General features: G+C 59.2%; 18 protein-coding genes, 6 tRNA genes and 1 pseudogene. 9 read left to right on the forward strand and 16 right to left on the reverse strand.

Translation table 11 applies throughout. The annotated features are described in order from the left end of the window. The first annotated feature begins 24 nt into the window (after window positions 1-24). Window positions 25-543 carry a DUF2062 domain-containing protein gene (locus tag ACRRSD_RS07475; protein ID WP_007908202.1) on the forward strand — a complete coding sequence of 173 codons (519 nt, stop codon included), beginning with the start codon at window positions 25-27 and terminating at the stop codon, window positions 541-543. Window positions 544-699: 156 nt separating this feature from the next. On the opposite strand, the gene ACRRSD_RS07480 is transcribed toward ACRRSD_RS07475, so the two are convergent. The 4 genes from ACRRSD_RS07480 to ACRRSD_RS07495 form a co-directional block, all read right to left on the reverse strand. Further along, entirely contained in the window at window positions 700-1,479 is a 780-nt protein-coding gene (locus ACRRSD_RS07480; RefSeq protein ID WP_007908200.1) for an ABC transporter permease, read from the reverse strand. After that, the gene (locus ACRRSD_RS07485) at window positions 1,476-2,408 is read right to left on the reverse strand and encodes an ABC transporter ATP-binding protein (protein WP_435037673.1); all 933 of its coding nucleotides are present in this window, start codon (window positions 2,406-2,408) and stop codon (window positions 1,476-1,478) included. Before ACRRSD_RS07485 ends, ACRRSD_RS07480 begins: the two co-directional genes overlap by 4 nt. Before the next feature lie 123 nt (window positions 2,409-2,531). Continuing rightward, window positions 2,532-3,155: a glutathione S-transferase family protein gene (locus tag ACRRSD_RS07490; protein WP_435037674.1), complete on the reverse strand. Its 624-nt coding sequence runs from the start codon at window positions 3,153-3,155 to the stop codon at window positions 2,532-2,534. A gap of 43 nt (window positions 3,156-3,198) precedes the next feature. Beyond that, window positions 3,199-3,858 carry a transglutaminase-like domain-containing protein gene (locus ACRRSD_RS07495; RefSeq protein ID WP_435037675.1) on the reverse strand — a complete coding sequence of 220 codons (660 nt, stop codon included), beginning with the start codon at window positions 3,856-3,858 and terminating at the stop codon, window positions 3,199-3,201. A gap of 248 nt (window positions 3,859-4,106) precedes the next feature. Between ACRRSD_RS07495 and ACRRSD_RS07500 the strand changes: the two genes are divergently transcribed. Together ACRRSD_RS07500 and ACRRSD_RS07505 are read left to right on the forward strand one after the other, a co-directional pair. Further along, window positions 4,107-6,554, forward strand: a complete 2,448-nt coding sequence (locus tag ACRRSD_RS07500; RefSeq protein WP_435037676.1) for an acyl-CoA dehydrogenase — start codon at window positions 4,107-4,109, stop codon at window positions 6,552-6,554. A 74-nt stretch (window positions 6,555-6,628) separates the two neighbouring features. After that, window positions 6,629-7,036, forward strand: coding sequence for a PA2817 family protein (locus tag ACRRSD_RS07505; protein WP_008087850.1), 408 nt, complete (start codon window positions 6,629-6,631; stop codon window positions 7,034-7,036). A 63-nt stretch (window positions 7,037-7,099) separates the two neighbouring features. On the opposite strand, the gene ACRRSD_RS07510 is transcribed toward ACRRSD_RS07505, so the two are convergent. After that, on the reverse strand, window positions 7,100-8,098 hold the full coding sequence (locus ACRRSD_RS07510) for a LysR substrate-binding domain-containing protein (RefSeq protein ID WP_435037677.1): 999 nt from the start codon (window positions 8,096-8,098) through the stop codon (window positions 7,100-7,102). Window positions 8,099-8,188: 90 nt separating this feature from the next. On the opposite strand from ACRRSD_RS07510, the gene ACRRSD_RS07515 reads away from it, so the two are divergent. The 3 genes from ACRRSD_RS07515 (at window position 8,189) to ACRRSD_RS07525 (ending at window position 10,313) form a co-directional block, all read left to right on the forward strand. Beyond that, window positions 8,189-8,815: an alanyl-tRNA editing protein gene (locus ACRRSD_RS07515; RefSeq protein ID WP_435037678.1), complete on the forward strand. Its 627-nt coding sequence runs from the start codon at window positions 8,189-8,191 to the stop codon at window positions 8,813-8,815. 87 nt (window positions 8,816-8,902) lie between these two features. Then, window positions 8,903-9,673, forward strand: coding sequence for a 2OG-Fe(II) oxygenase (locus ACRRSD_RS07520; protein WP_435037679.1), 771 nt, complete (start codon window positions 8,903-8,905; stop codon window positions 9,671-9,673). A gap of 1 nt (window position 9,674) precedes the next feature. Further along, window positions 9,675-10,313, forward strand: a complete 639-nt coding sequence (locus tag ACRRSD_RS07525; protein WP_435037680.1) for a LysE family translocator — start codon at window positions 9,675-9,677, stop codon at window positions 10,311-10,313. A gap of 127 nt (window positions 10,314-10,440) precedes the next feature. On the opposite strand, the gene ACRRSD_RS07530 is transcribed toward ACRRSD_RS07525, so the two are convergent. From ACRRSD_RS07530 to ACRRSD_RS07555, 6 genes are all read right to left on the reverse strand, one after another. Further along, window positions 10,441-10,516: transfer RNA gene (locus ACRRSD_RS07530), tRNA-Gly, on the reverse strand. Between the two features lie 2 nt (window positions 10,517-10,518). Beyond that, window positions 10,519-10,594: transfer RNA gene (locus tag ACRRSD_RS07535), tRNA-Glu, on the reverse strand. Window positions 10,595-10,651: 57 nt separating this feature from the next. After that, window positions 10,652-10,727: transfer RNA gene (locus ACRRSD_RS07540), tRNA-Gly, on the reverse strand. A 3-nt stretch (window positions 10,728-10,730) separates the two neighbouring features. After that, a tRNA-Glu gene (locus ACRRSD_RS07545) sits at window positions 10,731-10,806 on the reverse strand. A 104-nt stretch (window positions 10,807-10,910) separates the two neighbouring features. Then, window positions 10,911-10,986: transfer RNA gene (locus ACRRSD_RS07550), tRNA-Gly, on the reverse strand. Between the two features lie 2 nt (window positions 10,987-10,988). Beyond that, window positions 10,989-11,064, reverse strand: a tRNA-Glu gene (locus tag ACRRSD_RS07555). Between the two features lie 383 nt (window positions 11,065-11,447). Between ACRRSD_RS07555 and ACRRSD_RS07560 the strand changes: the two genes are divergently transcribed. Next, a complete protein-coding gene (locus ACRRSD_RS07560) occupies window positions 11,448-12,206 on the forward strand; it encodes a hypothetical protein (RefSeq protein WP_038364524.1) in 759 nt (252 codons plus the stop codon). A gap of 598 nt (window positions 12,207-12,804) precedes the next feature. Here ACRRSD_RS07560 and ACRRSD_RS07565 read toward each other — a convergent pair. The 4 genes and pseudogenes from ACRRSD_RS07565 to ACRRSD_RS07580 form a co-directional block, all read right to left on the reverse strand. After that, window positions 12,805-13,686: a methyl-accepting chemotaxis protein gene (locus ACRRSD_RS07565; RefSeq protein ID WP_435038482.1), complete on the reverse strand. Its 882-nt coding sequence runs from the start codon at window positions 13,684-13,686 to the stop codon at window positions 12,805-12,807. Then, window positions 13,666-14,949: pseudogene (locus ACRRSD_RS07570) on the reverse strand (HAMP domain-containing protein); the annotation flags it as partial. The gene ACRRSD_RS07565 and the pseudogene ACRRSD_RS07570, both read right to left, overlap by 21 nt. Next, window positions 14,882-16,282: a PLP-dependent aminotransferase family protein gene (locus ACRRSD_RS07575; protein ID WP_435037681.1), complete on the reverse strand. Its 1,401-nt coding sequence runs from the start codon at window positions 16,280-16,282 to the stop codon at window positions 14,882-14,884. The pseudogene ACRRSD_RS07570 and the gene ACRRSD_RS07575, both read right to left, overlap by 68 nt. A 190-nt stretch (window positions 16,283-16,472) precedes the next feature. Then, window positions 16,473-17,234: an SDR family oxidoreductase gene (locus ACRRSD_RS07580; protein ID WP_038364530.1), complete on the reverse strand. Its 762-nt coding sequence runs from the start codon at window positions 17,232-17,234 to the stop codon at window positions 16,473-16,475. Window positions 17,235-17,329: 95 nt separating this feature from the next. Between ACRRSD_RS07580 and ACRRSD_RS07585 the strand changes: the two genes are divergently transcribed. Both ACRRSD_RS07585 and ACRRSD_RS07590 read left to right on the forward strand, forming a co-directional pair. After that, a complete protein-coding gene (locus ACRRSD_RS07585) occupies window positions 17,330-17,467 on the forward strand; it encodes a hypothetical protein (protein WP_435037682.1) in 138 nt (45 codons plus the stop codon). Next, window positions 17,464-18,468, forward strand: a complete 1,005-nt coding sequence (locus ACRRSD_RS07590) for an NADP-dependent oxidoreductase (RefSeq protein ID WP_435037683.1) — start codon at window positions 17,464-17,466, stop codon at window positions 18,466-18,468. Before ACRRSD_RS07585 ends, ACRRSD_RS07590 begins: the two co-directional genes overlap by 4 nt. Window positions 18,469-18,595: 127 nt before the next feature. Here ACRRSD_RS07590 and pyrF read toward each other — a convergent pair whose 3' ends face one another. Next, window positions 18,596-19,294: an orotidine-5'-phosphate decarboxylase gene (gene pyrF / locus ACRRSD_RS07595; RefSeq protein ID WP_162483045.1), complete on the reverse strand. Its 699-nt coding sequence runs from the start codon at window positions 19,292-19,294 to the stop codon at window positions 18,596-18,598. Window positions 19,295-19,408: the final 114 nt, after the last annotated feature.

Below are 19,408 nucleotides of genomic sequence, written 5' to 3' on the forward strand. Positions count from 1 at the left end.
CGCCTTAACCGACCGAGAAGCCCTATGCCCCGGCGCTTATTCAAACGTTACATGCCCGACCCGACGAGCATCAGGGAACACAAATCCTTACGCTTTCTCGGCAAGTTGCTGCATGACCCGAACCTCTGGCACCTCAATCGTCACTCGGTCGCCCGGGCGATGGCGGTCGGCCTGTTCGCGGCGTTCCTGCCGATTCCCGCGCAGATGCTGGTGGCCGCCGCCCTCGCCGTCATGGTGCGGGGGAACATGCCGATTGCGGTCAGCCTGGTGTGGCTGACCAATCCGATCACCATGCCGGCAGTGTTCTTCTGCACTTATCAGGCCGGGGCGTTTTTGATGGACGTGCCTGCCCGGCATCTGCCGGATGAGCTGACCTGGGAATGGATCAGCGGCGAGTTGTCGACGTTGTGGCAGCCGTTTCTGCTCGGTTCGGTGGTGGTAGGGCTGGTGCTTGGCGCCCTCGCCTACTGTCTGGTGATGATGTATTGGCGCTGGTGGGTCGCGCGGCAATGGGCGCGGCGCAAGAAAAGCCGCATGCGCTGAATGCAAAACGGCCTCCGCAATGGGAGGCCGTTTTTATTTTTTGCTGTCTGGATTGACGCCTTCGCGAGCAAGCTCGCTCCCACACTGGATCAGTGTTACGACGCAGACCCCATGTGGGAGCGAGCTTGCTCGCGAAGCAGTCGACTCGGTCTTAAGTCAGGTACGCATCCCGCGCCCACTCACCAGCAGCCGTGCACAGCCGAGATACAGCACCACCGTCGCCACCAGCATAAAGGTGATCGCGATACCGATGCGGATATCCGAAACACCGAGAATGCCGTAACGGAAAGCATTGACCATGTGCAGCACCGGATTGGCCAGCGACACGGTCTGCCAGAACGGTGGCAGCAGCGTGATCGAGTAGAACACCCCGCCCAGATACGTCAGCGGCGTCAGCACAAAGGTCGGGATGATCGAAATATCATCGAAGTTGCGCGCAAACACGGCGTTGATGAAACCCAGCAACGAGAAGATCGTCGCCGTCAGCACCACCACAAGGATGGTCACCCCGAGGTGATGCACCTGCAGATGAGTGAAGAACAGCGACAGAATGGTCACGATCACGCCGACCATCAGGCCACGCAACACGCCGCCAATCGTAAAGCCGATCAGAATCGTGTGCGGCGATACCGGCGACACCATCAGCTCTTCGATGGAACGCTGGAATTTGCTGCCGAAAAAACTCGAGACCACGTTGCCGTAGGAGTTGGTGATCACCGACATCATGATCAGCCCCGGCACGATGTACTCCATGTAGGTGAAGCCACCCATGTCGCCGATCTGGCGACCGATCAGGTTACCGAAGATCACGAAATACAGAACCATGGTGATCGCCGGCGGCAGCAGCGTCTGCGGCCAGATCCGCGTGAAGCGTTTGACCTCGCGGTAAACGATGGTCTGCAGGGCGACGAGGTTGGGACGGAATTCGGAACTCATACCGCCACCTTCGACAGATTTTTCTCCACCAGGGACACGAACAGCTCCTCGAGGCGATTGGTTTTGTTACGCAGGCTCAACACTTCGATGTGCTGCTGCGCCAACTGGGTGAACAACGCCGTGATGCCCATGGATTTGTCGACCTGGACTTCCAGGGTATGGCTGTCGATCAACCGGGACGGATAACCGAGCAATTGCGGCGCGGCGCTCAAGTCGTTTTTCAGGTCGAGCAAGAAGGTTTCCACGTGTAACTGGCCCAGCAATTGTTTCATGCTGGTGTTCTCGACGATGGTGCCGTGGTCGATGATGCCAATGTTGCGGCACAACTGCTCAGCCTCCTCCAGATAGTGCGTGGTGAGGATGATGGTGATGCCTTTCTGGTTCAACTCGGTGAGGAACGTCCACATCGAACGGCGCAGCTCGATATCGACGCCTGCGGTCGGTTCATCGAGGATCAGCAGGCGCGGTTCGTGCACCAGAGCGCGGGCAATCATCAAGCGCCGCTTCATGCCGCCGGACAGCGAACGCGACGGCACATCACGCTTGTCCCACAAGCCCAGTTGGGTCAGGTACTGCTCGGCGCGTTCCTTGGCGACCTTCGCCGGAATGCCGTAGTAACCGGCCTGAGTGACGACGATGTCGAACGTCTTCTCAAACTGGTTGAAGTTGAATTCCTGCGGCACGACGCCGATCGAGCGCTTGAGCTGCGCAGGGTTCTTGTCCAGGTCATGACCGAAGATATTCACCGTGCCGCTGGTCTTGTTCACCAGGGTCGAGAGAATGCCGATGGTGGTGGATTTGCCCGCACCGTTGGGGCCGAGCAAGGCGAAAAAGTCACCTTCGGCGACATCCAGATCGATACCACTCAAGGCCTGGAACCCGTTGCCGTAGGTTTTGGTTAGCTGCCGGATGGACAGAGCGGAACTCATATCTGATTTACGCACCATTGAAGGGAAAAAGGAGACGGCGGCGAAGGATCGAACCGCAGCGCAAGTGCGCAATGGTGCTTGCCGCCGCCGTACAAGTACAGTCAAGTGTGTCGATAGTAGGTATTAAGTCAACGCGGTCATGACGGCTTTCCGGTAGGCCGGACGCTGCTTCAGACGCTCGTACCAGGCTTGCAGATGGGGTTGCGGAGCGCGTTCGATGGGCATCTCGAACCAGGCATAAATGAAACTGCCCAGCGGGATATCACCCATGCCGATGTCATTGCCGGAGAGATACGGCTGGCTGACCAAGGCATGGTCGGCCATGCTCAGCAGCTCGTTACATTCCTTGATCGCTGCGTTGATTGCCGTCCAGTCCTGCTTGTCCGCCGGCGTGCGCAGCACACCCCAGAACACCGTGCGAAATGGGCCGGCAAAACTCGACGTGGTCCAGTCCATCCACTTGTCAGCGATGGCGCGAGCTTGCGGATCGGCCGAATACCAGTTGCTGTCGGGCGCATGTCTGGCCAGCAGATAGCGGACGATGGCATTGGATTCCCACAGCACAAAACCGTCGTCCTCGATCACCGGCACCCGGCCGTTCGGGTTCATCGCCCGGTACTCGGGTGTGTCGACGACGCCGAATGCGCCACCGGCATCGATCGCCTCGTAGGCCAGGCCAAGCTCTTCAGCAGCCCACAAGGGCTTCCTGACATTCGATGAGTTTTTCCGTCCCCAGATCTTCAGCATGACCGCCTCTTTTCAAGTGAGTGGGCAGGCAGCATACGCCGGATCAGACGCGTCTCAAATCACTCTGCATATCGCCGAGCAATGCCGGCTGCTGCTCCGTGAACAGGTGCGGATAGCACTTTTGCAGATGCTCGAAGAAGAACGATTCGGGGACATCGGCGAATTGGCCGTGATCGACCAGATACTCCATCAACTGTGCACCGTCGCGGTTGAACGGGTGGAAAACGCTGTCGTTGATACCGTCGAACTCCAGCGGCGCGACATTGAACAACTCGCAGAGCTTCTGGTTGAACGCCGGGGTGGCCTTGATCCAGCGATCATTGAGAAAAAACTCGGTATAGCCGTGCATGGCGAACATGTCGCTTTTCAGCAACTCGAGCAGACGCGGGGTCGACAGGTGATTTTTCACATCGGCCAGACCGATGCGCGCCGCAATCCCGCAATGCCGCGCGCAGCCCGCCAGCAGCGTGGCTTTCGGTACGCAATAACTCTCCCCCGTCGCCAACGCATAGCTGCCGCGCAAGGTCTGCGGATCACGGCTGAAGGTGTACGGGTTGTAGCGCACCGCCTCACGCACGGCGTAATAAAGACTGATCGCCTGCTCGAGCGGATCGCGGCTGGCACCCCGATGTTGTTCGGCGAACTCCACCACCGCCGGGTGGTCACTATCGATGAAGCGGCCGGGACTCAGATACTCGTGCATGACGGCAATCTCCTGGGTGAGCCCCGAGTCTAGCGACAGCTTCAGCACAGAGATAACGACGTTTCGGCCAAACTTGGACGCAAAGACGCGGGATCGGCGAACGATTTCCCACACGTGTTGCCCACCGAACCTACGAAAACCATCCGGGGTTTCCCACGATTTCAATCACCTTGGTCTGACCACCCGCTTTTACAGATGCCGTCTAAGCTCTGGAGGGTCGATTTGCCTTGGTTCACGGAGGACTGAATATGCTGTTGTTGTGGATACTGGTTTTGATCGTTGGCGTGGCGTATCTCGCCCACCGGCGCATCGCCCCGCTGCCAGCGCTGGGCATCGTTGCCGCCTACCTGCTGGCGATGGGTATTTTCAGTCATGCACCGGGCTGGTTATTGGGGATTTTGTGGATCTTGCTGGCGGTGGTCGCCGCACCGTTGCTGCTGCCTGACCTGCGCCGCAAACATTTCACTGCGCCACTGTTCAACTGGTTCCAGAAAACCCTGCCGCCCATGTCACAGACCGAACGCGACGCGATCGACGCCGGTACTGTGTGGTGGGATGGCGAGCTGTTCAGCGGCCGTCCGGACTGGGACAAACTGCTGGCCTATCCCAAGGCGCAATTGAGCGACGAAGAACAGGCGTTCATCGACGGACCGACCGAAGAGCTTTGCGCGATGGTCACTGACTGGCAGATCGGCCAGTCGATGGACCTGCCGGCCGAAGCCTGGACGCACATCAAGGAACACGGCTTTTTTGCCCTGATCATTCCGAAAGAATTCGGCGGTAAAGGCTTCTCTGCATACGCGCACTCGCAAGTGGCGATGAAACTGGCGACCCGCAGCGGTGACCTCGCCTCCACTGTCATGGTGCCGAACTCACTCGGCCCGGCCGAACTGCTGCTGCATTACGGCACCGACGAACAACGCAATCACTACCTGCCGCGTCTGGCCCGGGGCGATGACATTCCGTGCTTTGCCCTCACCGGCCCGCTCGCGGGTTCCGATGCCGGCGCGATGCCCGACACCGGGATCATCTGCAAAGGTCAGTGGGAAGGTCAGGAAGTCATCGGCCTGCGTCTGAACTGGGAGAAACGCTACATCACCCTTGGCCCCGTCGCCACCCTCCTCGGCCTGGCCTTCAAGGCCTATGACCCGGAACATCTGCTGGGCGACAAGGAAGACCTCGGCATCAGCCTTGCGCTGATCCCGACCGATACCGCCGGCGTGGAAATCGGTCGTCGTCACCTGCCACTGGGCGCGGCATTCATGAACGGCCCGAACTCCGGCAAGGATGTGTTCATCCCGCTGGACTTCCTTATTGGCGGTCAGGAAATGCTCGGCAAGGGCTGGATGATGCTGATGAACTGCCTGTCGGTCGGCCGTTCGATCTCGTTGCCAGCCGTCGGTACGGGCGCGGCGAAATTCACCAGTCTGGTCACTGGCCAGTACGCGCAGATTCGTGAGCAATTCAACGTGCCGCTGTCGGCGTTCGAAGGTATTCAGGAGGCTATGGCGCGCATCGGCGGCAACGCGTGGATGATGGACGCGGCGCGGATGCTCACGGCTAACGCGGTGGATCTGGGCGAAAAACCGTCGGTGCTGTCGGCGATCCTCAAGTATCACCTCACCGAACGCGGCCGCGAGTGCATCAGCCATGCGATGGATGTGCACGGCGGCAAGGCGATCATCATGGGGCCGAACAACTACCTGGGGCGCAGCTGGAACGGTGCGCCGATCTTCATCACCGTGGAAGGCGCGAACATCCTCTCGCGCAACCTGATGATCTTCGGTCAGGGCGCGATTCGCTGCCATCCGTTCGTACTGAAGGAAATGGCTCTGGCCGGTCGTGAGGACAAGGATCAGGCGCTGAAAGAGTTCGACGGCCTGCTGCTCAAACACATCGGTTTCGCCGTAAGCAATGCCGCCAGCACGCTGGTGCTGAACCTCGGCTTCGGCCACTTCGAACACGCGCCGGGCGACAAGATCAGTCAAGGCTACTTCCGCGCACTCAACCGTCAGGCAGCGGCATTCGCCATGCTTGCCGACTTCAGCATGATGTTGCTCGGCGGCGAATTGAAACGTCGCGAACGTCTGTCGGCGCGTCTGGGCGATGTGTTGAGCAACCTGTACCTGGCCTCGGCTGCGCTCAAGCGTTATCACGATCTGGATTCGCCGGCGTACATGGAGCCGCTGTTCCGCTGGGCGATGGAAGAAAGCCTCGGCCAATCGGAACGGGCGCTGGATGAATTGCTGCGCAACTTCCCGAACAAAGTGTTTGGCTGCCTGCTGCGAGCCATCGTCTTCCCGTTCGGTCACCGTCACAAAGGGCCGTCGGACAAACTCGGTGCCGAAGTGGCTGACGTGATTGGTCGCGCCAAGGGCGATCCGGCGCTGGAAGAACTGCTTGCCGGTTGCTATCGCCCGCAGTCGGCAGACGATGCCGTCGGCGCGCTGCAACACGCCAGCGATCTGCTGCATGCCGCGCAGCCATTGCACAAAAAACTGCACACCTCGCTGAAAAGCGGTCAGGTCAAACCGGGCGCAGGCGAACACGCCATTGAGGCCGCGCTTGAAGCTGGAGTATTGCAACCGGTGGAAGCGCAGAGTCTGCGCGATGCCGAAGCGGCACGGCGCAAGGTGATCGATGTCGATGATTTCGACAAAGAGGAGTTGACGCTGGCAGAGGGCAAAGTCCGCTGATCCTGACAACCATGTCCAAGAGGGCGCAGGAGCTTTATACTCCCGCGCCCGTTTTGCTCTTGAGGACTTATCTCGTGTCCAACGTCGTTGCCGATCATCTTGTCTTGCTCGACCACCTGCGCAGTATCCTGGTCGCCGTAGGTGAGGCCGAACAGGTTCCCGAAGAAAGCCATGCCTTGTTCCTGGAGCGCTTCGACGAACTGCTGGCATCGCTGCCGATCGATCCGATCGAAAGCCAGTACCTGGGCCAGGACATCCTGACTCAAGTGATTACCCGTTATCCGCAGATCGCCCACCTGATCCCGCGCGATCTGCTGTGGTTCTTCGCTGGTGACTGTCTGCATTACCTGTCCGATGAAGAGATCGACATGTATCAGGCACTGGAAGAACGCCGTTACGAAGCCGAACAGAACGATGAACCGTTCGACTGGAATCAGGAGAAACAGCTGCTGGCGATGTCCGCTCAGGACAGCAAGCACTGATTTTCACGCTGTTATGAACATGCCCGCATGGTGAACCATGCGGGCATTTTTTTTGTGTTGCCGTTAGAGCAGGCCTTCGCTTTCGGGCAACTCATACGCCATCGCTGTGTTGCTCGCTCCCACTGATTTGCCCGGCTTGCTCAAAGTCGGCTCTTTCTCCAGGCACTCCACCAGATAGTCGATAAACACCCGCAACTTGGGTGGCAGATAACGCGTCGGCGAATGCAGCAACCACAGTCCGCCGTGATAGGACGCGAGGAAGGTCCAGTCCGGTAGCACCTGCACAATCAACTTTTGCTCCAGCGCATAGCGAGCAGTGAAATACGGCAAGCTGCCAATGCCGATGTGCTGCAACACAGCGCCCAAGCGCACACCGGTGTGATTGGCGGCATAACGACCGCGCACACCCACGGTTACCGCTTTGCTGCCCTTCTTGAATTTCCAGCGTGCATCGCTCGGGGTTTCGCCCAGATAGATACAACTGTGATTGAGCAAATCATGCGGGTGAGTCGGTGTGCCGTGTTCGGCCAGATATTGCGGCGTGGCACAGAGCAAGTGGTCGATGGTCAGCAATTGCCGGCCGACCAACCCGGCCGGTGGTCGATCGGTGATGCGAATCGCCAGATCGACATGGTCGTCGATCAAATCGACCTGGCGATCTTCCAGCAGCAATTCGACATCGACCTTCGGATAACGCCGCAGAAATTCAGGCATGTGCGGATGAATCACAAAGCGCCCTACTGCTTTCGGTACGCTGACCCGCACCAGTCCTTCCGCTTCATGGGTGAACTGGCCACTGATTTCCATCACCGATTTGGCCGCGCTGACCATTTCCTGACAACGCTTGAACACCTCTTCGCCGCCGTCACTCAAACGCAGCTTGCGGGTGGTGCGTTGCAACAACCGCGTGGCCAAGGCTTTTTCCAGCCGCGAAATACTGCGACTCACCGCTGATGGCGATGAACCCAGTTGCCGAGCGGCTTCAGAGAAGCTGCCGGTCTCCACAACCTTGACGAAAATCGCCATTTCACCGAGCAGCGGTAGCGGCAGATTGATGCTCACAGCGCACAAGTCCTTTGATGTTTGAACGGATTATCACGTTATTGCACGATTCATATAATAAAAACAGAAACTTTAATAAGGGCATGGAATATGACGCTTCGCCTCTTTTTCCATAGTGATGACCTCAAGGCTAATGTGGAAGTCCTCGACTGCACGCCCCAAGAGCACGAATTCGCCGTGGTATTGCGCGCTACGCTGTTTCACCCGCAAGGCGGTGGTCAGCCGTGCGATACCGGCTGGATCGGCGAAAGCCAGGTACTGCGCGTGGTGCAGGAACCGGACCGGATCATTCATTTTGTCGACCAGCCGGTGGCGCTTGGCATGACCTGCATCCGCATCGATGAAGAGCGCCGTCGCTTCAACACACGCATGCATTCGGCCGGGCATCTGATCGGGCATTTCGTGCAAGCCCTGGGCTGGATGCCGATCAAGGCACACCACTGGCCGGATGAAGGTCGCGTGCAATTCAAACCCGGCGATGCTGCGCAGGAAGTCGACGCCGCGACCGTTCAACACGGGATCGACCAGTGGATCGAGCACGACCTGCCGCGCCTGACCTCGCTACGCGAAGGTGCGCGGGAAATCGGTTTTGGTGAACTGCCGGCCTATGGCTGCGGTGGCACCCATGTACGTAGCCTGAAGGATCTGGGCACAGTCACGATCGCGTCCCTTTCGCAGAAGAAAGGCACGTTGTCCGTCCACTACAGCGTGGATTGAGCATTTCGGACGCTGCCTCACGCAGCGTTCGACGCCGGGGAACCGCATTCGCAGGTTCCGTTGACTATCGATAGATGGACCTAAAAAATGATGCTAGACGTCGAGCGTCTCGATGAGACGTGCATAAAAAAACTGGCCAACGAAGAAGTCCTCGCCATCCGCGTCAAAGGCTTTTTGCCGGAGCCGCTGGCCATTCAGATTGGCGACAAGATTCTCGCTCCAGGCTTTGAGGGCTACATCAACGCACCGAGTATCGGCCGCATCGGCATGGCTTTTTACGAAGCGGAAAACCAGCCGCTGCTGATCGAGGATTACTTCGATCGCGCCACCAGCAACATCGCCGAACTGCGCAATCGCTGCGCGCCCTACTCCTCACCGATCGACACCTTGCGCTGTATGCTCGACGAGTCCTGGCCGGCTGGCGCACACCTGGAAAACCTCTACGGCCGCAAAATGTATGTCGGCCTTTCGCGAGTGGTGAAACCCGGCGTGTGTTTCCTCGCCCATCACGACATTTTCGCCAAGGACGCCCCGGACAGTTTCCAGGCCCGCAGCCTGGAAGCGCAGTTCGCCTGCAACGTCTATCTGAACATGCCGACCGAAGGCGGTGCGCTGCAGATGTGGGACGACGACATCAGCCCGGATCAATTCGACGAAATGCGTGGCGACAGTTACGGCATCGAACCGGCGCTGCTCGGCCCGCCCACCCTCGAAGTCCGCCCGCAACCCGGCGATTTCATCATGTTCAATTCGCGGCGCATGCACTCGGTGACCCCGGGTGTGGCAGATCCGCGCTTGAGTCTTTCTTTTTTTGTCGGCTATCGCGGCAATGCCTCACCCCTGACCTACTGGAGCTGAGATGTATTCGAATTATCTGGGCGAGTTTCTGGCGCTGGCTACTATCCATTTCCTGGCCGTGGTTGCTCCCGGCCCGGACTTCGCAGTCACCATTCGCCAAAGCGTTCGATTTGGCCGACTGGTGGGGATCTGCACGGCGCTGGGTATCGGCACGGGGATTTCCGTACACGTGCTGTACACACTGCTTGGCGTGGGCGCATTGATGCACACCACCCCGTGGTTGCTGACTGTCGCCAAAGTGATTGGCGGTGCCTACATCCTGTATCTGGGTGTCAGCCTGCTGCGCAGCAAACCCAAATCGGCACTTGAAGGTGAGAAAACCAGCGAGGAACCAGTAGTCGAGCAAACGCTGTTCAAAGCCTTCAGCACCGGTTTTCTGACCAACGCGACCAACCCCAAGGCCACGCTGTTTTTCCTGGCCATTTTCACCACGATCATCAGCGCCGAAACACCTCTGCAAATCCAGGCGTTCTATGGTTTGTGGATGTGTTTTGTAAATGCGTTGTGGTTTGTGATCGTTGCGCTGTTTTTCTCAAGCAGCAAAGTGCGCCTGCTGTTCATGCGCATGGGGCATTGGTTTGAACGCACCATGGGCGTGGTGCTGATTTTGTTTGCCGGCCGACTGATGCTGTCCTGGTAAGCAGACGCAAAACGCAAAAAGGCCCGCCGAATCGCTTCGGCGGGCCTTTTTCTTTATGACTGATGACACAACCACAAATCGTGCACATACAAAAACGCCGCTCTGTTGAGCGGCGTTTTTGTGAATATGGAGCGGGAAACGAGACTCGAACTCGCGACCCCGACCTTGGCAAGGTCGTGCTCTACCAACTGAGCTATTCCCGCAATGGCGTCCCCTAGGGGACTCGAACCCCTGTTACCGCCGTGAAAGGGCGGTGTCCTAGGCCACTAGACGAAGGGGACACAGGCTACAACTTTCACTAATAAAAACGCCGCTCACTGAGCGGCGTTTTTTGAATTTGGAGCGGGAAACGAGACTCGAACTCGCGACCCCGACCTTGGCAAGGTCGTGCTCTACCAACTGAGCTATTCCCGCAAATGGCGTCCCCTAGGGGACTCGAACCCCTGTTACCGCCGTGAAAGGGCGGTGTCCTAGGCCACTAGACGAAGGGGACACGCTACCCGGAACACATGGTGTGTGTTTCGGTGTCCAGATCCTTGTCCGAAGACTTGGTTCTGGTTTCACTCAGCACCGCCCGAAAGCACTGCTGTTTAAAATTGGAGCGGGAAACGAGACTCGAACTCGCGACCCCGACCTTGGCAAGGTCGTGCTCTACCAACTGAGCTATTCCCGCATTGGCGTCCCCTAGGGGACTCGAACCCCTGTTACCGCCGTGAAAGGGCGGTGTCCTAGGCCACTAGACGAAGGGGACACACTACAACATTCACTCCCTGCCGCGCTTCGCTGTGTGCTTTACGCTGCAAGTGGCGCGCATTCTATGGATGGATTGAGAGGTCGTCAACCCCTTGATATAAATTTATTTAAATCAATGACTTCGACCTGGTTTATGGCGGCAACCGGGCTTTTCCGTCGCCCGACGATTGACGCCTATATTCCGCCACTCGCCAAGACGCTATAGTCCACCCACAGTGATGGCAATCTGCACATGCAGCGCCAGCATTCATATAAGCAGCGTGCGGCCGATACAGATTGAGCCTGCCGATCCAACTCGTCGAGCGGCGCTAGGCGGCTAAATGCCCAGCCACTACACTCGCATGCGAACCCTATAAAGAGGTCTTACCGGTGACACCACTCATGATCACCCTGCTAGTCATAGCCGGGATCGCAATTCTGATCGCCATTGGCTACATGAACCATGTGGTGGAAAACAACAAACTGGAGAAGGCCCGCACCAAGGTCGAACTCAACGACCGCCTGCGCCGCTGCGGCGAACTGACCGAAACATTCCCGGGCCAGTTCATGACCCCGGCACTCAAACTGCTGCTGACCCGTCTGGAACTGAACGTCTGCCAGCGCCTGCTGAACCTGGAAAAAACCAGCGCCACCACCAAAGCACGCATCACCGAACTGAGCGCCCTGGTCGCCCAAGGCGAATCGATCCCGGTGAATAACCCACCGGCACCGATCCTGACCGAAGCCAAAGCCAAAGACGTGCGCTTCCTGCTCGAAGCCCTCCACGGCCAGATCACCCGCGCCGCCCACGACGGCTTCCTGCCGCCGAACGAAGCCAAACACTGGATTCGCGAGGTCCGCCACATTCTGGTGCTGCTGCACATCGAATTCTTCAACAACCTCGGCCAACAGTCCCTGCAACAAAACCAGCCCGGCCAGGCCCGCCTCGCCTTCGAACGCGGCGTGCAATACCTGCGCAAACAGCAGGATCCACAGGTGTATGCAGAACAACTGCAATACCTGGAAAAGCTGCTGGCCCGCGCCAACGCCCAGGTCATGGACAAGATTGCACCGGTTGAGGGTGAAGAGAACCAACTGACCGCTGGCCTCAAAGATGCAGAGGCAGATGCCGACTGGAAGAAGAAAGTGATTTACGACTGATTGCAGATGTTGCAGGAGAAGCCACCGAGAGGTGGCTTTTTTGTGGGTTCGCGGGAGTGAAAACGAAGGACACCCGGTGGATGTGAGGCCGTCATCGCGAGCAGGCTCACTCCTACAATGGGATTGAGTACAACCGCAAGAAACAGGTCGGCTGCCAGGCCGCCTTCGCGAGCAAGCTCGCTCCCACAGAAGAGCAAGAGCAAAACCTGCACTGCTTCTGCTTCTACCACTCAACAGGATGAGCGTTAGCTCGGCTGCAGCTCTTGATCTTGATCTGAAAGCCCGTCGGCAGGCTGAGTGGAGGGGTTGATCCGGGGGTGGGAGCGCAGCGACAGTTCGACGAAGTCGAACACATCGAGAGGAGGTGCAGCGAAGCAAACCGTAGGCGATGCCCCCGGAGCGATCCCGGAGCGAAGGAACCCCGAGCCCCAGCGAGTGGGCCGAACGTCAGGGCGCAGACCTTTTGGTTACTTTTGGGGCGTTTGCCAAAAGTGACCCGCCGTAAGGGCGGAACCCTAATCAGCCACACCCGAAGCAACGGATATCCCCCCAAAACCCCAAGAGCCTGGCCGGCCCAAAGGCCGCCAAGCCCAAAGCGTCAAAGCCGAAAATGCCCAACCATCCCGCGCAACTCACTCCCCAACTGCGCCAGCTCAACACTCGACGCCGCATTCCCGCGCATCGCGATCGACGACTGATCCGCACTCGCACGAATACTCGTCACGCTGCGATTGATCTCCTCCGCCACCGAGCTCTGCTCCTCGGCCGCCGCCGCAATCTGCTGATTCATCTGCTGAATCAACGACACCGCCACCGCAATACTCCCCAGCGCACTCTCGGTCTGCAACGCATCACTCACCGCCTGCTTCACCAACTCCCCGCTGCTCTGAATCTGCTGCACCGACGAATGCGCCGCCGAGCGCAGCGCACTGACCAGCCGTTCAATTTCCTCGGTCGATTGCTGCGTGCGCCGAGCCAGCGCGCGCACCTCATCGGCCACCACCGCAAAGCCCCTGCCCTGCTCCCCGGCCCGCGCCGCCTCGATCGCGGCATTCAGCGCCAGTAAATTGGTTTGCTCAGCGACGCTTTTGATCACCCCCAGCACCGTGCCGATATTCTGGATTTCCGCACTGAGGCTTTCGATGCTGGAACTGGCCGATGTCGCCGAATCAGCCAATTGCTCGATGCGCGCCATGCTCTGGCGCACCACCTGCTGACCACTCTCGACCTTGTCATCCGCCGTTTGCGCGGCCAACGCTGCCTCTTCGGCATTGCGTGCGACGTCATGCACCGTGGCGGTCATCTGGTTCATCGCCGTGGCGACCTGCTCGGTTTCTTCCTTCTGGCTGCTGACTTCAAGGTTGGTCTGCTCAGTGACCGCCGACAGCGATTGCGCCGAACTGGCCAGTTGCTCGATACCTGCCTGCAAACCGCTGACAATCGCACTCAGCCCAGCTCCCATCTGCTGCATCGCCAACATCAACTGGCCGATCTCGTCCCGCCGGGTCACCTCCACGGTCGCACTCAAGTCGCCGGCGGCAATCTGCTGGGCGACCTGAATCACACTGCGCAATGGCGCGACGATCAGTCGAGTGATCAGCCACGCAGCCAGCAATCCGACCAACAGCGCCAGCGCCGATGAACCAATGATCAGCAGCGAGTTTTTCTTCAGTTCCGCCTGCATCGCGCCATCTTCAGCGACATAAGCCTGATTCACCCGCTCGACCACTTGGTCGGCACGCTGGTGCAATTGCTCGTAGACGGTTTTTTCCTGCGCGAGCAATCCGGTGTACTCGGCCAGTTTGTCGTTGAAACCGGCGATATGCCCGGACACTTCATTGAGCACGGTCAGGTAACCCTCGTCCTTGACCGTGGTTTTCAGTGCTTCGGCCTGCGTCTGGGCCTGTGCAGCCTGTTCGATATTGCCTTTGCCGGCACCGTCGGCATCGCCCTTGCGGCTTTGATCGAGGCGGATCCGCGCTTCGTTCATCGCTTGCAGCATCAATCGCGAGACCTGACTGACCTGGCTGGCCTGCTCAATGAACTGCGCACCGTCCTTGCCCTCGGTGTCCTTCAAGGTATACGCACCGTCATCGGCAAGCCCGGCCTGTAACACATCAAGGTTGTTGGCCACACTGGACACCGACCAACTGGCCATTTCCAGTGCCAGATCCTTGGCCTGCGTCAACGAGACAAACTCGTCGAACGCCTTGCGATAGGCCGCCAGCGACTGCTGCACATCATTCATGACCGGCACATTCGCCGCTGACTGCGCCTTGAGCTGATCAGCCAGAGCAACCAGTTCGTCGGCGCCCTTACGCAGAGCATCGGCGGTTTTCGGATCACCGCGCAAGGCATATTCCTGCTCGAGCAGGCGCACCTTGAGCAAGCCACTGTTGAGCGAGGACATCTGTTTCAGCCCGTCGAAACGCTGACTGATGGTTTGCAGGGACCAGACGCCAATCGCCGCCACCAGTGCGGTCAGCAGCAAAACCAGCACAAACCCGATACCCAGTTTTTTTGCCATACCGAGGTTGGCAAAACGTCCTTGCATGGCCGAAATCATTGCGCGTAGTCCCCTGCCATTGTCAGTAGAGCGAAGAGTCGCAACGGCCATCCACCGGCACAAGTCTCTGGCGTCGGAATAATGGCAAAAAGCTACGCCTGCGTCGTTTTCAGAACGCTTGAGGTCGATCCGAACCGGTGTGGCGAAAAAACTGCCGAGCGCGCGGATCGCAGGCATATGCCACGTTGATGCGCAGCCAGTCGCCCGATTCACCGCTGGGACTGAACGCATCAGGCGCGGACAGCAGCACGCCACAGCGTTGAGCCTGCCGACGTACCCGCGCCTGATCGCTCATGCGCGAACGCGCCCAGATGAACACCCCGCCAGCAGGCTTGCCGAATACCTCCCAATCGGCGTCCTCCAGCGCCTGCAGCGCAGCTGCGCGATCGGCATTCAGCCTTTGACGCTGACGTTGCACCAGTTTGCGGTAAGCGCCACTGACCATCAGGCTGGCCAACACTGCCTCGGAAAACCTCGACACCCCCAAACCACTGATCATCTTCACCTGCGCCAGCCGCCTGACAGTTTCGCTGTCGGCGAAAACGAACCCGACTCGCAGCGAACTGCTCAGGGTCTTGGAGAAACTGCCCACGTAGATGACCCGCCCCTGATCGTCGAGCGCCGCCAGTCGCGTACCGTTTCCGGTATGCAAGTCCGCATAGACGTCGTCTTCGATCACCCGCAGATCATAGGCCTTGCTCAGTTGCAGGATGCGTTGCGCCACGCTCGGCGACAGGCAACTGCCAGTAGGATTGTGATGATGACTGTTGATGAACAACGCACCGGGCCGAAACTGTTGCAGCAAGGCCTCCAGCGCCTGGATGTCCGGCCCGTTCGGGGTACGACGCACCTCGAGCATGCGCACGCCATGCAGGCGCAGGAGATCGAACAGCGGCGCATACCCGGGTGTTTCGACCACCACGCAGTCGCCGGCCTTGAACAAGGTGCGCACGATCAGATCCAGCGCATGACTGGCGCCGCAGGTACTCAGCAGCTGCGAGCTGCGGCCATCGATATTGAGCAACCTCAGGCGCTTGACGATCTGCTCGCGCAACGCTGGAAGCCCCAAGGGCGTGCTGTAGTTGAACAGGCTGGCCATGTCGGTACGCGCCACCTCGCGCAGGGCATAACTGAGGTCGTCAGGCTCGCGCCAGCTTTGCGGCAACCCACCGCCGCCCAGCTTCAAACCGCCAACTGCCTCACACACGGCATCGCACCAGGCATACCGGCCTTCGAAGGCCGCCAACTCCTCATCTGCACCCCGTGTCGGCGGCGCGGCGGCGACAATGAAGCCGGTGCCCTGACATGAGTTCAGAACGCCCTGCGATACCAGCCGTTCACACGCCTCGACCACACACGACTGGCTGAGCAGATTGCCCCGGGCGATTTGCCGTACGGAGGGCAAACGGGTGGCCGGCGGTACGCCGCTTTGCAGGATCCACTCCGTCAGTCCGTCAACAATCTGCTGCACGACCGGCACCATTGCCTGTCGATCAATTCTCAATTCCATGAGCAAGCAAACTCCTGTCCGTTTTGCTGGCGGCAGTAAATCACAGCCGCGCCGGACAGGCTGTGCGACAACGCCGCCAAAAGCGACCGTTCTAACTGTTTGATACACATTGTTTAAAGGGCTTCACGGAACTGAGCGTGATCCATAAAAAAGCCCGCAACGAATGCGGGCTGTTTTTCTTGCGCCATGTTCAGAATGCAGTGACACCGCCGTCCACCGCCAGCGAGTGGCCGGTGGTAAATGCGGCACCATCGCTGCACAGGTACAACACGGCGCTGGCAATTTCCTCGACTTTGCCGATACGCCCGACCGGGTGCATGGCATTGGCGAACTCGCCTTTCTTCGGATCGGCCTCATAAGCGCGGCGGAACATGTCGGTATCGATCACTGCCGGGCACACGGCGTTGACGCGGATTTTCTTCTTGGCGTATTCGATGGCTGCCGATTTGGTCAGACCGATCACCGCATGCTTGGACGCCGCATAGATGCTCATCTTCGGCGCCGCGCCCAGTCCCGCTACCGAGGCGGTGTTGACGATCGCCCCGCCGCCCTGCGCCAGCAACAGCGGCAGTTGGTACTTCATGCACAGCCAGACACCTTTGACGTTGACCCCCATGATCGCGTCGAACTCATCCATCGAGCCGTCGGCCAGTTTGCCTTTTTCGATTTCGATGCCGGCATTGTTGAAGGCGTAGTCGAGACGGCCGTAGGTGTTGATGACCTCGTCCATCAGATTCTTCACTTCACTTTCGACGGTAACGTTGCAGCGCACGAAGGTCGCTTCGCCTCCGGCTGTACGAATCAGCGCTACCGTGCCCTCGCCCCCTGCCGCGTCCAGATCGGCGACCACCACTTTCAGGCCTTCGGCGGCGAACGCCTGCGCGGTCGCACGGCCGATGCCGTTGGCCGCGCCAGTGACTACGGCAACTTCACCGGAAAACGTCATGCTCATTGTTGTGTCCTCGGAGGGATAGATGCAGGGGATTTGCAGCATAGCCATTGAGGTATGAGGAGCGTCAGCACTATCCAAAGGCTGTTTATGCGCCCATGCGCCGCAGTGATAAAACCGTCCCGGTGATCATCACTGCACTGGATCGGCGTGCATTCGCCGCATCAGCCAACCTTGCGCCAATGCCGGCGAAGGTCTATCAACAAGGCTTCATTCCGTTCGAGTGCCTGCCATGACCAACCAGACCAATCGCCAGTTCCTGCTCGCCAAACGCCCGGTGGGGGCGGCCAATCGCGAGACCTTCACCTATCAGGAAGTACCGGTCGGCGAACCGGCGGCGGGCCAGATTCTGGTCAAGAACGAATACCTGTCCCTCGACCCGGCCATGCGTGGCTGGATGAACGAGGGCAAGTCCTACATCCCGCCGGTGGGTATCGGTGAAGTCATGCGCGCGCTGGGCATCGGCAAAGTCATCGCCTCGAACAACCCAGGATTTGCTGTCGGGGACTACGTCAACGGTGCCATTGGCGTGCAGGATTATTTCCTCGGCGAGCCAAGAGGTTTCTACAAAGTCGATCCGAAACTGGCGCCGCTGCCGGTGTATTTGTCGGCACTGGGCATGACTGGCATGACTGCCTACTTCGCCCTGCTGGATGTCGGTGCACCGAAGGCCGGCGATACCGTTGTATTGTCCGGCGCGGCGGGCGCGGTGGGCAGCATTGCCGGGCAGATCGCCAAGATCAAAGGTTGCCGGGTGGTTGGCATTGCCGGCGGCGCCGACAAGTGCAAATTCCTTATCGATGAGTTGGGTTTTGACGGTGCCATCGACTACAAGTCCGAAGATGTCGTGGCGGGACTTAAACGCGAATGCCCGAAAGGTGTGGACGTGTACTTCGACAACGTCGGTGGCGACATCCTCGATGCGGTGTTGAGCCGCTTGAACATGAAGGCGCGTGTAGTGATCTGCGGTGCGATCAGCCAGTACAACAACAAGGAAGCGGTCAAAGGCCCAGCCAACTACCTGTCGCTGCTGGTCAACCGCGCGCGGATGGAGGGTTTTGTGGTGATGGATTACGCCGCGCAATACGCCAGCGCAGCGCAGGAAATGGCCGGGTGGATGGCCAAGGGGCAGCTCAAGAGCAAGGAAGATATCGTCGAAGGCCTGGAGACGTTCCCGGAGACGCTGATGAAACTGTTCAGCGGTGAGAACTTCGGCAAGTTGGTGTTGAAGGTTTAAGGCCAGCACAAAAACCAATGTGGGAGCGAGCCTCCTCGCGAAAGCGGTGGTTCAGTCGATACTGACGTCGACTGATACACCCTCTTCGCGAGCAGGCTCGCTCCCACATTTGGATCTTCAGTGTGGCTTAGGCGATTTCAGCTACAACCGACGCCAGCGCCTGTGCCGGATCAGCCGCCTGGCTGATCGGACGGCCAATCACCAGATAATCAGAACCGGCATCCAGCGCCTGACGCGGGGTCAGAATACGGCGCTGGTCGTCCTGCGCACTGCCGGCCGGACGAATCCCCGGGGTCACCAGTTGCAGCGACGGATGCGCGGTTTTCAGTGCCGTGGCTTCCAGCGCCGAACACACCAGACCGTCCATGCCAGCCTTTTCGGCAAGCGCAGCCAGACGCAGAACCTGCTCTTGCGGCTCGATATCCAGACCGATACCGGCCAGGTCTTCGCGCTCCATGCTGGTCAGCACGGTCACGCCGATCAGCAACGGCTGCGGGCCGCTGCGCTTGTCCAGCTCTTCACGGCAAGCGGCCATCATGCGCATACCACCGGAGCAATGCACGTTGACCATCCACACGCCCATCTCGGCAGCGGCTTTCACGGCCATCGCGGTGGTGTTGGGAATGTCATGGAATTTCAAGTCGAGGAATACTTCAAAACCCTTGTCACGCAGGGTGCCGACAATTTCTGCGGCGCAACTGGTGAACAGTTCCTTGCCCACTTTGACCCGGCACAGTTTCGGGTCCAACTGGTCGGCCAGCTTCAGTGCGGCGTCACGGGTAGGGAAATCCAGGGCGACGATGATAGGAGTCTGGCAGGCGGACATGAATGGGCTCTCAGGCAGGTCGAAATCGGCGCGCATTGTAGCGGAACCGGCGGCGGCGCGGCACCCGATGATCGGTAAATCGTCGCGCCGACCGTGATCAGCATAGCGCTCGCT

The sequence above is a fragment of the Pseudomonas neuropathica genome (assembly GCF_051174785.1).
In the GTDB taxonomy this organism is placed as follows: Bacteria; Pseudomonadota; Gammaproteobacteria; order Pseudomonadales; family Pseudomonadaceae; genus Aquipseudomonas; species Aquipseudomonas neuropathica_A.

Coding starts and splice junctions, on each gene's coding strand:
- ACRRSD_RS07560 (WP_038364524.1), top strand. CDS start 11,448: ATGATCACCCTGCTAGTCATAGCCGGGATCGCAATTCTGATCGCCATT.
- ACRRSD_RS07500 (WP_435037676.1), top strand. CDS start 4,107: ATGCTGTTGTTGTGGATACTGGTTTTGATCGTTGGCGTGGCGTATCTC.
- ACRRSD_RS07480 (WP_007908200.1), bottom strand. CDS start 1,479: ATGAGTTCCGAATTCCGTCCCAACCTCGTCGCCCTGCAGACCATCGTT.
- pyrF (WP_162483045.1), bottom strand. CDS start 19,294: ATGTCCGCCTGCCAGACTCCTATCATCGTCGCCCTGGATTTCCCTACC.
- ACRRSD_RS07515 (WP_435037678.1), top strand. CDS start 8,189: ATGACGCTTCGCCTCTTTTTCCATAGTGATGACCTCAAGGCTAATGTG.
- ACRRSD_RS07565 (WP_435038482.1), bottom strand. CDS start 13,686: ATGTTGGCGATGCAGCAGATGGGAGCTGGGCTGAGTGCGATTGTCAGC.
- ACRRSD_RS07485 (WP_435037673.1), bottom strand. CDS start 2,408: ATGAGTTCCGCTCTGTCCATCCGGCAGCTAACCAAAACCTACGGCAAC.
- ACRRSD_RS07520 (WP_435037679.1), top strand. CDS start 8,903: ATGATGCTAGACGTCGAGCGTCTCGATGAGACGTGCATAAAAAAACTG.
- ACRRSD_RS07490 (WP_435037674.1), bottom strand. CDS start 3,155: ATGCTGAAGATCTGGGGACGGAAAAACTCATCGAATGTCAGGAAGCCC.
- ACRRSD_RS07590 (WP_435037683.1), top strand. CDS start 17,464: ATGACCAACCAGACCAATCGCCAGTTCCTGCTCGCCAAACGCCCGGTG.
- ACRRSD_RS07580 (WP_038364530.1), bottom strand. CDS start 17,234: ATGAGCATGACGTTTTCCGGTGAAGTTGCCGTAGTCACTGGCGCGGCC.
- ACRRSD_RS07525 (WP_435037680.1), top strand. CDS start 9,675: ATGTATTCGAATTATCTGGGCGAGTTTCTGGCGCTGGCTACTATCCAT.
- ACRRSD_RS07575 (WP_435037681.1), bottom strand. CDS start 16,282: ATGGAATTGAGAATTGATCGACAGGCAATGGTGCCGGTCGTGCAGCAG.
- ACRRSD_RS07475 (WP_007908202.1), top strand. CDS start 25: ATGCCCCGGCGCTTATTCAAACGTTACATGCCCGACCCGACGAGCATC.
- ACRRSD_RS07495 (WP_435037675.1), bottom strand. CDS start 3,858: ATGCACGAGTATCTGAGTCCCGGCCGCTTCATCGATAGTGACCACCCG.
- ACRRSD_RS07585 (WP_435037682.1), top strand. CDS start 17,330: ATGCGCCGCAGTGATAAAACCGTCCCGGTGATCATCACTGCACTGGAT.